Below are 12750 nucleotides of genomic sequence, written 5' to 3' on the forward strand. Positions count from 1 at the left end.
CCCTCGACTGCCTCCTCCCACCCGGCGGCGCCTCCCGCACCGACCTCGTCCACCACCTCGAACTCCAGCACTCCACCACCCGCGGCACCGCCCCCGGCCGCACCGCCCCGCGCTCGCGGTCCGCCCGTCCACGGCAGGTGGAGGGCCAGCTGGCCCTGGACCTGCCGGACACCGAGCTCACCGCCCTCGCCCCGCTCTTCCCGGACCCGGCCCCGGCCGCCCGGGTCCGCACCGAGCTGGAGCTCACCGCCCTGGACGTCACCGCCCACCTCATGGACTCCCACGCCCCGTACCTGGACGCGCTCGGCGTCACCCGGGCGAAGGACCTGCTCGGGCTGCGCACGCAGTCCCGGGTGCTCGTGGCCGGGGTGCGCGTGGCCACCCAGACCCCGCCCATGCGCAGCGGCAAGCGGGTGGTGTTCCTCTCCGTGGACGACGGCACCGGATGCGTGGACGCCTCCTTCTTCACCGAGGCCCAGCACGCCTCCGGGGAGATGCTCTTCTCCGCCCGCCTCCTGCTGATCGAGGGCACCGTCCGGCGCACCGGCGGCCGGGCCGTGTCCGTCCAGGCCGTGCGCGCCTGGGACCTGCACCGACCCCAGACGCTCCCGGACCCCGACTACCTGGACGCCACCCGGCAGCAGTGGCGGGACTGGCTCGCGGCGGACCGCCGAGCCGCCGCCGCGCGCCGCAGCGGCCGGGCGGGCACCGGGGCGCAGCCCCTGCCGGACATCCCGCACCACGGTACGGGCGGCTGGCCCGTGAAGGTGCGCACCGACGTCGGGCCGGCCGGCGGGGCCCGCCCCGGCCGCACGGCACCCGATCGGCCCGCTCCGGAGCACACCCCGATCCCGGTGCCCCACCCGGAGACGTGGGAGCTGCTGCCCACCCCGGACAGATGAGACCGTCCGCCTCCGTGCCCCGCCGTCCGGCCGCGCCCCTAGAATGGGACGCGGCCGACGGTGGCCCCCGTACGCCACCGATCCCGAAGCCAGACCTCGAAGGAGCACCGTGTCGGAGCCGAAGAACATCCTGCTGACCGTGGACGGAGAGCTGCGGGAGGTGACGCACGGCACCACCGGCCTCGACCTCTTCCGCGAGAAGCCGACCACCGCCGTCATGCGGGTGGACGGCCTGCTCTGGGACCTGGCCCGCGAGATCCCCGCCGGCGCGTCCGTCGAGTCGGTGGACATCACGGAGCCCGAGGGCCTCGAGGTGCTGCGGCACTCCACCGCCCACGTGATGGCCCAGGCCGTGCAGCAGCTGCGCCCGGGCGCCAAGCTCGGCATCGGCCCGTACATCACGGACGGCTTCTACTTCGACTTCGACGTCGACGATCCCTTCACCCCCGAGGACCTCAAGCAGATCTCCTCGCTCATGCAGAAGATCGTGAAGTCCGGCCAGACCTTCCGCCGCCGCGTCGTGGACGAGGAGACCGCCCGCGCCGAGATGGCGGACGAGCCCTACAAGCTCGAGCTGCTCGGCAAGAAGGACGCCGCGGACACCGCCGGCGAGGGCGCCTCCGTGGAGGTCGGGGCCGGGGAGATCACCATCTACGACAACGTGGACCGCAAGACCGGCGACGCCGTGTGGTGCGACCTCTGCCGCGGCCCGCACCTGCCCTCCACCAAGCTCATCGGCAACGGCTTCGCGCTCACCCGCTCCGCCGCCGCCTACTGGCTCGGCAACGAGAAGAACAAGCAGCTGCAGCGCATCTACGGCACCGCCTGGGCCAGCAAGGACGACCTCAAGGCCTACCAGGAGCGCCTCGCCGAGGCCGAGCGCCGCGACCACCGCAAGCTCGGCGCCGAGCTGGATCTCTTCTCCTTCCCGGACGAGCTCGGCTCCGGCCTGCCCGTGTTCCACCCGCGCGGCGGCATCATCCGCAAGGAGATGGAGGACTACTCCCGTCGGCGCCACACCGAGGCCGGCTACGAGTTCGTCTACACCCCGCACATCACCAAGCAGCACCTCTACGAGGTGTCCGGCCACCTCGACTGGTACGCGGACGGCATGTTCCCGCCCATGCACATCGACGAGGTCCGTGATCCCGAGACCGGCGAGATCACGCGCCAGGGGCAGAACTACTACCTCAAGCCGATGAACTGCCCCATGCACAACCTGATCTACCGCTCCCGCGGCCGGTCCTACCGTGAGCTGCCGCTGCGGCTGTTCGAGTTCGGCTCCGTGTACCGGTACGAGAAGTCCGGCGTGGTCCACGGACTCACGCGCGTGCGCGGCATGACCCAGGACGACGCCCACATCTACTGCACCCGCGAGCAGATGAAGGAGGAGCTGACCACCACGCTCAACTTCGTCCTCGACCTGCTCAAGGACTACGGCCTCAACGACTTCTACCTCGAGCTCTCCACGAAGGACCCGGAGAAGTTCGTCGGCTCCGACGAGATCTGGGAGGAGGCCACCCGCACCCTCGCCGAGGTCGCGGAGGCCTCCGGTCTGCAGCTCGTCCCGGATCCGGGCGGCGCCGCGTTCTACGGCCCGAAGATCTCGGTCCAGGCCCGGGACGCCATCGGCCGCACCTGGCAGATGTCCACCATCCAGCTGGACTTCAACCTGCCCGAACGCTTCGACCTCGAGTACCAGGCCGCCGACGGCACCCGTCAGCGCCCCGTGATGATCCACCGCGCCCTCTTCGGCTCCATCGAGCGCTTCCTGGGCGTCCTCACCGAGCACTACGCCGGCGCGTTCCCGGCCTGGCTCGCCCCCGAGCAGGTCGTGGCCATCCCGGTGGCCGAGGCATTCAACGACTACCTGGACGACGTCGTCGCGAAGCTGCGCGCCGAGGGGATCCGGGCGCGCCTGGACGACTCCTCGGACCGCTTCCCGAAGAAGATCCGCACCGCGGCCAAGGAGAAGGCGCCGTTCGTGCTGATCGCCGGCGGCGAGGACAGGGAGGCGAACGCCGTGTCCTTCCGCTTCCGCGACGGCACCCAGGACAACGGCGTGCCGGTGGAGGAGGCGATCGAACGCATCGTGAAGGCGGTGCGCGAGCGCGAGGTCACCCCATGACCAGCCCCGGCACCGGCAGATCCGACGCGCGGGCGCAGGCCCGCGCGTCGGCGGACGCCGCCGCCACGGACGGCTTCGCGCTGCCCGGCGCCCCGGACGCCTTCGAGCGGTTCTGGAACGCCCACCGCATGGCGTACGTGTCCAAGGGGACGGGCCAGGTCAAGGACGAGCACACCTGCCCGTTCTGCGCGGCCCCGCAGCGAGACGATGAGGACTCCCTCATCGTCCACCGCGGCCGCACCGCCTACGTCGTGCTGAACCTGTACCCGTACAACCCCGGCCACCTGCTCGTCTGCCCCTACCGCCACGTGCCCCTGTACACGGACACCACCACGGAGGAGGCCGCCGAGATGGCGGAGCTGACCCAGACGGCGATGCTCGCCCTCGGCCAGGCCGCCGGCGCGTCCGGCTACAACCTCGGCATGAACCAGGGGGCGGTGGCCGGCGCCGGGATCGCGGCCCATCTGCACCAGCACGTGGTGCCGCGGTGGACCGGCGACGGCAACTTCCTGCCGATCATCGCCCGGACCAAGAACATGTCGCAGACCCTGGGGGAGACCCGGCAGATCCTCGCGGACGTCTGGGACCGGGCCGCCCAGGACCACGCCGCGCGCCAGGCGGCCAACGCCCGTGCCGCGGGCGAGCACCCTCGCCCGGGGGCCGGAGGCCCCGCCTGATGCTGGACCGTCACGCGCGCGACCTCACCACCCGTCTGTTCACCCCGGTGGCCCGTACGCTCCTGCGGGCCGGGGTCAGTCCGGACACCGTGACGGTCGTGGGCACGCTCGGCGTGAGCCTGGGCGCGCTCGTGCTGTTCCCCCTGGGGCACCTGTTCTGGGGCACGATCTTCATCACCGCGTTCGTGTTCTCGGACCTGGTGGACGGGATCATGGCGCGCGAGGCCGGGTCCACCGGCCGCTGGGGCGCGTTCCTCGACTCCACCCTGGACCGTGTGCAGGACGCGGCCGTGTTCCTCGGGCTGTGCCTGTGGGGCTTCGGCGTCGGCGCCGCACCCGCGGTCGGCGCGCTCTCCGGGGCCTGCCTCGCCCTGGGCATGCTCGTCTCCTATGTGCGTGCCAAGGCGGAGGCCCTCGGCTGGAACGCACACGTGGGCATCGCCGAGCGCGCCGAACGGCTCGTGGTCACCCTCGTGGTCGCCGGTCTCACCGGCCTCGGTCTGCCCCCGGTCGTCCTGGCCGTCACCTTGGGGCTGCTCGCTGCCGCGTCCCTGGTCACCGTCGGCCAGCGCATGGCCGCGGTGCGCCGCCAGGCGCGCGACGACGCCTGACCGGCCCGGCCGCAGGACCCGCCCGTCAGCCCGCCGCGATCTCCGCGACGACGGCGCCCGTCACCTGCACGAGGTCGGCGGGGGCGATCTCGACATCCAGGCCGCGTTGCCCGCCGGAGACGTACATGAGTTCCGCGTCGAGAGCGGAGGAGTCCAGGACGACGGGGTGGGGCCGGCGCTGGCCCAGGGGCGAGACGCCGCCCCGCACGTAGCCGGTCCGGCGTTCGACGACGGCCAGATCCGCCAGGGCGAGTCGCTTGACGCCCAGCACCGCGGCGGCGGCCCGCAGGTCCAGCTGACCGGACACGGGCACCACGCATGCGGCGAGCGCACCGTCGGGGTCCGCCACCATCAGCGTCTTGAACAGTCGGTCGGCGGGCACGCTGAGCGCCCGGGCGACCTGGACGCCGAACCGCTCGCCGCCGGCGTCGAGGGCCACGTCGAAGGTGTGCAGCCGGTACGGGACCCCGGCGGCCTCGAGAGCGGCGACGGCCGGCGTGGCCGCCCCGTGCCGGGCGCCGCGATCCTTCTTGCGCTGGCCCACGGCGGACTCAGGCGATCCCGGCCTGCTCGCGGACGTTGCGCTTGATGCGGCCGAGCATGGCGGACATGCCGCGCAGGCGCAGGGGGGTGAGGGCCTTGGCCAGGCCGAGGCGGGTGGGGATGTCTTCGGGCACGTCCACGACCTCGAGGGCGCTCAGCCCGTCCAGGCCCTGGGTGAGCACGGAGGCGAAGCCGCGCGTGGTGGGCGCCTCCGGGGGAGCGGTGATGAAGAGGCGGACCGGGGCCTGCGGGCCGGGCTCACCCTCGAGTTCGACGGCCAGGAACAGCGGGGTCTGACACTCCACGACCTGCTCCATCTCGGCCTCGTGGCCGTCGTAGCGCTCCGGCAGCGCCGGCAGCTCGTCCGAGAACTCCAGCAGCAGCTCGAGCTTCTCGGGATCGGGCACCCCGGCGAAGTCGTCGATGATCTCGGCCAGGGCGGCGGGCACGGCGTGGTTCTCGGTCATGGTGTCCCAGTCTAGTGATCCACGCCGTGCCGGGGGCTCAGCGCGCGGGGGCCTCGCCCGGCTCTTCGCCGACGGCGATCGGCAGGCGCACGGCGTTGCCCCACTCGGTCCAGGAGCCGTCGTAGTTGCGGACGTCCTCGTGGCCGAGCAGGTACTTGAGCACGAACCAGGTGTGGGAGGAGCGCTCGCCGATGCGGCAGTAGGCGATCACGTCGTCACCCTCCCGCAGCCCGGCGTCGGTGCGGTAGACCTGCTCCAGCTCGGCGCGGGACTTGAAGGTGCCGTCCTCGTTGGCCGCGGACGCCCACGGCACGGACGCCGCCGTGGGGATGTGGCCGCCGCGCAGGGTGCCCTCCTGCGGGTAGCCGGCCATGTGCGTGGTCTCGCCCGTGTACTCGGGACGGGAGCGGACGTCGATCAGCGGGGTGGTCCCGATGGCGTGCAGGACGTCCTCGCGGGCGGCGCGATCGGTGTGGTCGTCGCGCTCGATCACCGGGTACTCGGCGCGGGCCACGGTCGGGACCTCGCGGGTGGTCTCGCGTCCCTCCGCGATCCACTTGTCACGGCCGCCGTCCATCAGGCGCAGGTCCTCATGGCCGTAGAGGGTGAACACCCACAGCGCGTAGGCGGCCCACCAGTTGGACTTGTCGCCGTAGAACACCACGGTGGTGTCCCGGGAGATCCCCTTGGAGGCGGCGACCTCGGCGAAGGCCTCGGGGCCGACGAAGTCGCGGGTGACGGGGTCGTTGAGCTCGGTGTGCCAGTCGACGCGCTGGGCGCCGGGGATGTGGCCGGTGGAGTAGAGGAGTGCGTCCTCGTTGGACTCGAGGACCACGACGTCCTCGTCGTCGACATGGTCGGCGACCCACTGCGTGGACACCAGCTTCTCGGGGTGGGCGTACTCGGAGAACTTCGCGGCGGTATCGGTCATGGCACTGCCTTCCTTCGCGTCGGGCGGGCCCGCACGGGCCCGGGGCGGGCGGCACGACGACGGCGGGTTCCGTGTCCGTGCCCTGCGCGACAGATTACGGCACATCGGTGTCACGTAAGAGGGTAGGGGCGCCTCAGTCCAGGACACGCGAGGTCACATGGGTCGGGTGCGCGGCCCGATAGCATGGCCCGGAATCCCCGTCGTCGACCCTGGGAGTGTCCCGTGGCTCAGATCGTCCACCTCGCCGACCGTTCGCCGCAGGTCACCCCGGACCAGCTGCTGGCCGGCTTCCACCCGTCGTACCGCTTCGGCACGGTGTCCTTCGACACCTACATCCCGGACCCCGCGCATCCCTCGCAGGCACAGGCCGTGGAGCGGCTGCGCCGGTTCGCGGCAGACCTCGGCCGGGGCGGCTCGGGCGGCGGGTTCCTCGGCGGCCTGTTCGGCGGGAAGAAGCGGGCGGCGGGGCCGGCCGGCATCTACCTCGACGGCGGCTTCGGCGTCGGCAAGACCCACCTGCTGGCCTCGACGTGGCACGCGGCCCCCGGGCCCAAGGCGTTCGGCACGTTCGTGGAGTACACCAACCTCGTGGGCGCCCTGTCCTTCCGCAAGGCGGTGGACCAGCTCAAGGAGTACACCCTCGTGTGCATCGACGAGTTCGAGCTCGACGACCCGGGGGACACCGTGCTGATGTCCCGCCTCATGCGCGAGCTGGCCGACGCCGGCGTGCGCCTGGTGGCGACCTCCAACACCCTGCCGGGCTCGCTCGGCGAGGGGCGCTTCGCGGCGCAGGACTTCAAGCGCGAGATCCAGGTCCTGGCCGACCAGTTCGAGGTCATCCGCGTGGACGGCGAGGACTACCGCCACCGCGGCCTCTCCGCCGCCCCGTCGCCGCTGGACGACGCCGCCGTCGAGGCCACCGCCCAGGAGAACTTCCCCGACGCGGGCGTGCTCGCCGTGGACGACTTCGCGGACCTCACCGCGATGCTCTCCCGCGTGCATCCCTCCCGCTACCGCGAGCTCGTCAAGGACGTGGACGTGCTCGCCCTCCACGACGTGCACACCATCACGGAGCAGGCCACGGCCCTGCGCTTCGTGGTGTTCGCGGATCGCCTGTACGACAAGGACGTGCCCGTCCTCGCCTCCGGTGTGCCCTTCGACGCCCTGTTCACGCAGGAGATGATGCACGGCGGGTACATGAAGAAGTACTTCCGCACGGTCTCCCGCATGACCGCCCTGGTCCGGGAGGGCCAGACGGGTGTGGCCGAGCACAAGTGAGCCGCCGCCCCTGACCGGCACGACGACGGCGCGCACCGAGGCGGGTGCGCGCCGTCGCCGTGTGCGGGGCAGGGTCAGTGCACGGCGCGGAAGCACAGCGCCGCCCGCTTGCCCGGCAGCTCGACCTCCCGGTCCACCGTGAAGCCCAGAGCCCGGGCGGTCTTCACGGCCCGCGTGTTGCGGACGTCCGGCTCGATCACGAGCCGACGCGTGCCGGGGCGTGCGCCCAACCAGTCCACAATGCTCCGGTAGGCCGTGGCGCGGGCGCGCCCCTGCAGGCCGCCGGGGGCGGTGATGAAATGGAATCCGAGGTCCCCGTCCCGCACCTCGTAGGCGCCGCCGACCTCCTCCGCGCGAGGGTCGTAGGTCTGCACGAGGGCCACGAGGGTCCCGCCGTGCCACACGAGGTGGTTCGCGTGGGTGGGCTGGAACTCGAGGAAGTCGTAGACCTCCTCGACGTCCTGCACGCTGTGCCCGCGCATCCCGTAGAACTCCGCCCGCGGCTCCGTGACGAGTGCGTGGATCAGCGGGGCGTCCAGGGCCGGGCGGACGCGCGTCATGGTCAGGCCCAACGCCCCGACGCCGACCTCGGCCACGATGCGTCCCGGAGGGGCCCCGCCGGGGACGGAGCGGGCGGGTGCGACGCCGCTGCCGGCGGACGGGGGGACGGGACCGGACGGCACGGGCAGCAGGCGGCCGGCGGCCCACGCGTCCAGCTGATCCGTCACGTGCCCGCCTCCGAGACCGGAGGCGCCGAACGGGACGACCCACCGGCTGCGGGTGCGGTCGCCGAGGTCGAACACGACCCGGGCCACTGGCCCGCGGTGGGTGCCGACGGCCAGGCCGGGGGCGTGCGAGGTGGCGCAGACCGCGTCCGCGGTGCCGCCCACCCGGACGGACCCGATCGTGTCGAGCACGTCGGCGAGCCCCGGCACATCCGGCCCGCCGGGATGCTCGTGCGTGAACAGGAACGGGGTCAGGGCATGCGCCGCACCCCACGTCCGAGCCGTGTCGTCGGGGCCCGGCGGCTCAGCGGCGTCGCCGACGGCGGCGACGGCGGCCCGCACGAGGTCCCTCGTCGACGCTGCGACCCCCAGGGCCGCGCGCAGCGGCTCCGGCCCGCGCTCGGCGAGCGCCGCGCCGACCCATGCGGCGGCGTCGCCCCACGGTGCCCACGGGCCGCCGAGCAGGGCCCGCGAGGCGGGCGGCAGGTGCGCGATCAGGGCGGCGGCCACCTCGTGCTCCACGAGGAGCCACCAGCGGGCCGCGGCCGATCCGGCGGCGGCGTCGCCGGCCCACGCCGGGACGGACTCCGCGGCCAGCACGTCGTCCGCGACGAGCGCGTCGACGGCGTCGGCGAGCCAGGCCCGCGGCGCGCCCGGGGTCCGGGTGTCCGTCTGCAGGGCGGCCATCGCGTCCACGGTCCGCTCCTGCGGTGCCAGCGCCTCGAGGGCCTCCCGGATGCGGCGGGACCGCCACGGCGCGCACGCGTCCACGGTGAGGCAGGCGGTGTCCGGGTGGGGCTCGTTGGCCGCCACCACGACGTCGTCCGCCGCGGCCGGCGCGGGCCAGCGCACCCAGCGCTGATCGAGGGACCCGTCGGCGGAGCCCCGGCCCAGCGCGGAGGCCCGCGCCGCACCCCAGGCCGAGCGTCGATCCCGGCGCCGCACGGCCCCGGCGTGCCGGGTGAGCACCGTCCGCCGGTCCGCGACGATCACGCGATTGACCGGCTCGACGTGCCCGTCCAGCACCGCGCAGGCCTCCGCGGCGCTCGCGGCCGTGAGCAGCCGGCGCGCGCTCGGCAGGCCGGTGTCGGCGCGGTCCCAGGCGGGGAACCGCATGCTCACCGGGCCGGCGCCGGGCACGTCCACGAGCCGCCCGCGCGGGGTGTGGGCCACCCGCACGTCCACGGGGTCGCCGCCGCGCACGTGCACCCGCTCGGTCCGGGCGTCGAGGACCTCCGGCCCCTCGGGGGCGTCCTCGAGGACCATCTCGAGCGAGGACACCATCGCCGAGGTCGTCACCCACGCGACGTGCTCGGACTGCCCCACATGCGGGACGCCCGGCACACCGGGGAAGGCCAGGCCGACGACGTCGACGCGGTCCCGGGGACGCTCGGCCTCCACCACGAGGCGCACCTGCTGGTAGACGCCGGGCAGCTCGAGCAGCCGGTGCGGGTCGGCGGCCACGAGCGGAGCGCCCTCGGCGCCGACGCGCACCGCCCAGGCGTTCGAGCCGTCCGCGTCGGGGCGCGGCGAGATCAGCGCCGCGGCGAGCGCGGGGAAGCGCTCGGCCAGCAGGGTGCGGAACAGGGCGGCCGGCGCGTTGGTCAGCCAGACGTTGTAGCCCAGGTGCAGGGCGAGCGCCGTGTGCGGGTCGAACGGCAGCGGCTTCACCCCGTGGGCGGCGAACTCGGGCGCGCGCCGGGCCCCGGCGTCCAGCCCCGCGTTCACGCCGTCGGCGAACCGGGTGAACCAGGCCCGGTCCTCCGCGTCGTCGAGGGCGTCGAACGCCCGGCGGGCCGCGCCGTCCAGGTCCATCTGCCGGGCGGCGACGTCGTTCGCCACCGCCGGCGGGCCGAACACCTCGGCGCCCATGCCGGTGACCCGGCGGTGCTCGCAGTCGACCTGCCAGGCCCGCTCCGTCGCCACGTGCCACCCCTGGAGGTAGGCCAGCTCGGGCAGGGACGCGGCCACGAGCGTCGGCACGCCGTGCGCGTCCCGGTGGCAACGGCCCGCCACGTCACCCGTCGCCGTCCCGGTCCACGCGTCCGCGCTCATGCCGCGGCGTCCTGCCGGAGCTCCGCCAGCGCGCGGCGCAGCGGCGCGGACACCGGGTTGGCCAGGCGACCGGCGTAGAGCAGCGAGCCCGACGGGTCCGTCAGGTCCACCATCTGCGTGGCGTTCCGCAGCTGCAGCCGGTTCAGGCACGAGTGCGCGAAGTCCTCCGCGTCCAGGCCGAGGCGCTCCACATCCGCGAGCCCCAGGGCCGTGTACTCGGCGAGGACCCGCCCCACCACGGCGTAGAACTCCTCCGCCGGCAGCAGGGCGTCCGCGTCCATCACGTCGGCCAGATGGCGCAGCACGCCGTCCAGCATGTCCGTGAAGAAGGAGAGGGAGAGGTCCTCGTCGGTGAGGTCGATGCGGATGCGCCGGGTCTGCTCCGTGAGCGGGACGCCGTCCGCGCCGACCACCACCTCCTCCCCGATGTCCTTGAGGAAGGCGCCGGTGACCCGTCCCTCCCGCAGGCGGAGCACGATGTTCTCCCCGTGGGGCATGAACACGGTCGAGTAGGCGGCGGCCAGATGCACCAGCGGGGTCACGTAGGCCGTCACCACCCCGTGCAGCCACTGCGCCGCCGTCAGCCCCGAGCGCTCCACGAGCGCCCCCGCCACGGAGCGGCCCCCGCCGTCCCGGTGCAGCAGCGCCGCCATGGTCATGACCCGTTCGCCCTCCGCCAGGCGCGGCAGCGGACTCTCCCGCCACAGGGCGGCGAGCATCTTCGTGTGAGGACCCTTCGAGCCCACGGCATGGAAGGCGTCCCCGGTGTACCCGGCCGAGGCGTACTCCCGCAGCACCCCGAAGCCCCACCTCGCGAGCAGGGGGTCGGAGTCCACGAGGTCGGCCACCACCGCGTTGATCGCCGGGGTGACGGACATGTACGCGGGGGAGAGGCCGCGCACGAACCCCATGTTCTGCACGGACAACGCCGTCTTCAGCTGCGGGGCGTGCGGGTCGCTCGCGTTGAACAGGGTGCGCACCGCCTGCATGGCCGTGAACGCGTCCGGGTCTTCGCCCACGTGCACCAGCCGCCCCGCGGCGAGGTCGGGGGCGAACGCCACCTGGATCCGGTGCTCCCACTGCCACGGGTGCACCGGGATCAGCGTGTACGCCTCCGGATCGACGTCGAGCGCCGCCGCCCGCTCCGCCCACAGGCCCGCCACCGCCTCGGTGATCGGCGGGGGCGGCGCCGGCACGGCGGCGCCCGCGCTCGCGGTCTTGGGCCAGGTCCACCGTCCCCCGAGCTCGGAGGGGAACGCGAGCCACACCGGGTGCAGCGCCCGCCCGCCCTCGGGGGCGAACATCGCGTACTCCGTGGCCCCCCAGCCGATGCGGCCGTTGGTGGCCACGAAGCCCGGGTGTCCCTCGCTCATGGCGGCCTCCACCGCCGTGTAGTCCGCGTCCACCAGGTCGGCGGCGGACGGGCGCTCGCCGGCCAGGGTGTGGCACCGGGCGGCGAAGGTGGAGGCGAGCTCCTCGAGATAGACGTCCAGCGCCTCGCCGGCCAGCCCGAGCACCTCGGCCGCGTCGAGGACGAAGCGGTCGACGGCCACCGCGTCCGGATCCCCGGCACGGCACACCGAGTCCGGATCCACGCCGAGGTGCTCGAGCGGGAGGGCACGCGCGGTGAACGTCCACCGCACCCCGCCCAGGGTGAGCGTGTAGGCGTGGCGGCCGGCGTCGTCGACCCGCTCGCCGCGCACCGGCGTCAGGAGCCGCTCATGGGTGAACTCGCGGATCGCCTTGGCGACGAGCAGCCGGTGGGCGTGCCGGGCGGTCGGCGCCGTCAGCGCGTCCAGGCGGGACGGGGAGGACGGGGGGACGGGGCTCGGGGAGGGTGAGGTCCAGCCCGGCGGCGAGGACGCCGATCCGGCTGGCAGTGAAGGACTCGGGCGTGGCGATCGAGAGCATCGCCGTCTTGGATCCCAGCGCCACGGGACCGAGCTCCGTGAACCCGGCGGCCAGGTTCTTCGCCCGGATGGCGGCGTTGCGCTCGTCCGGCTCGACGACGACGCGCCGCGCCCCCGGCTGGGCCAGGCACCAGCGCACCACCGCGGCCATCACCAGGTCCGTGGTCCCGGGCACCGGGGTGTCCGTCGGGGCGACGAGCACGTGCAGGCCGATGTCGCCGGGCGCGCCCGCATACCGTCCGGCCAGCTCCGAGTGGGCCGGGTCGTAGACCTCCACCAGGAAGGTCGCGGTCCCGTCCACGAGCCCCACGTGCGCGTGGTGGTGCGGGTGCGCGGCGATCGCCTCGTACTCGGCCACGACGTCGGCCAGGCCCGCCTCCGTCATCTCCCAGTACACGGCGTGCGGGGACGTCACCCACCGGTGCAGCAGCGGATGGTCCTGCGCGCCCACGGGACGGAGCTCCACACGACGGGCCGCGCTCGCGGCCGCACCGTCCACGGTGGTCTGCGGCGGCGTCACGGC

11 protein-coding genes are annotated in these 12750 nt (G+C 73.9%); 5 read left to right on the top strand and 6 right to left on the bottom strand.

Annotated elements, in window-relative coordinates; translation table 11 throughout:
• From J1M39_RS09910 to pgsA, 4 genes are all read left to right on the top strand, one after another.
• The coding region (locus J1M39_RS09910; protein WP_241254104.1) for an OB-fold nucleic acid binding domain-containing protein at nt 1-902 on the top strand (902 nt) is incomplete at its 5' end.
• Nucleotides 903-1011: 109 nt separating this feature from the next.
• On the top strand, nt 1012-3030 hold the full coding sequence (gene thrS / locus J1M39_RS09915; protein ID WP_206496739.1) for a threonine--tRNA ligase: 2019 nt from the start codon (nt 1012-1014) through the stop codon (nt 3028-3030).
• Nucleotides 3027-3707, top strand: a complete 681-nt coding sequence (locus tag J1M39_RS09920) for an HIT family protein (RefSeq protein ID WP_041102752.1) — start codon at nt 3027-3029, stop codon at nt 3705-3707. Before thrS ends, J1M39_RS09920 begins: the two co-directional genes overlap by 4 nt.
• The gene (gene pgsA, locus J1M39_RS09925) at nt 3707-4318 is read left to right on the top strand and encodes a phosphatidylinositol phosphate synthase (RefSeq protein WP_041102753.1); all 612 of its coding nucleotides are present in this window, start codon (nt 3707-3709) and stop codon (nt 4316-4318) included. The genes J1M39_RS09920 and pgsA overlap by 1 nt, the downstream gene beginning before the upstream one ends.
• A 25-nt stretch (nt 4319-4343) precedes the next feature.
• On the opposite strand, the gene J1M39_RS09930 is transcribed toward pgsA, so the two are convergent.
• From J1M39_RS09930 to J1M39_RS09940, 3 genes are read right to left on the bottom strand one after another with little or no spacing between them, the layout of a single operon-like run.
• Nucleotides 4344-4862 carry an aminoacyl-tRNA deacylase gene (locus J1M39_RS09930; protein ID WP_010078782.1) on the bottom strand — a complete coding sequence of 173 codons (519 nt, stop codon included), beginning with the start codon at nt 4860-4862 and terminating at the stop codon, nt 4344-4346.
• Between the two features lie 7 nt (nt 4863-4869).
• A complete protein-coding gene (locus tag J1M39_RS09935) occupies nt 4870-5328 on the bottom strand; it encodes a SufE family protein (protein ID WP_020624761.1) in 459 nt (152 codons plus the stop codon).
• A 37-nt stretch (nt 5329-5365) separates the two neighbouring features.
• Nucleotides 5366-6259, bottom strand: coding sequence for a sulfurtransferase (locus J1M39_RS09940; RefSeq protein WP_041102754.1), 894 nt, complete (start codon nt 6257-6259; stop codon nt 5366-5368).
• A gap of 222 nt (nt 6260-6481) precedes the next feature.
• Between J1M39_RS09940 and zapE the strand changes: the two genes are divergently transcribed.
• Nucleotides 6482-7537, top strand: coding sequence for a cell division protein ZapE (gene zapE / locus J1M39_RS09945; protein WP_004167583.1), 1056 nt, complete (start codon nt 6482-6484; stop codon nt 7535-7537).
• 74 nt (nt 7538-7611) lie between these two features.
• Here zapE and J1M39_RS09950 read toward each other — a convergent pair whose 3' ends face one another.
• The 3 genes from J1M39_RS09950 to J1M39_RS09960 are packed head-to-tail and all read right to left on the bottom strand — an operon-like array spanning nt 7612 to nt 12747.
• Nucleotides 7612-10317, bottom strand: a complete 2706-nt coding sequence (locus J1M39_RS09950) for a GNAT family N-acetyltransferase (RefSeq protein ID WP_036340822.1) — start codon at nt 10315-10317, stop codon at nt 7612-7614.
• On the bottom strand, nt 10314-12020 hold the full coding sequence (locus J1M39_RS09955) for an IucA/IucC family protein (protein WP_206496740.1): 1707 nt from the start codon (nt 12018-12020) through the stop codon (nt 10314-10316). Before J1M39_RS09955 ends, J1M39_RS09950 begins: the two co-directional genes overlap by 4 nt.
• A gap of 16 nt (nt 12021-12036) precedes the next feature.
• Nucleotides 12037-12747: a GNAT family N-acetyltransferase gene (locus tag J1M39_RS09960; RefSeq protein WP_342356406.1), complete on the bottom strand. Its 711-nt coding sequence runs from the start codon at nt 12745-12747 to the stop codon at nt 12037-12039.
• Nucleotides 12748-12750 lie beyond the last annotated feature (3 nt).

It is taken from the genome of Micrococcus sp. KRD077 (assembly GCF_017168505.1).
In the GTDB taxonomy this organism is placed as follows: domain Bacteria; phylum Actinomycetota; class Actinomycetes; order Actinomycetales; family Micrococcaceae; genus Micrococcus; species Micrococcus luteus.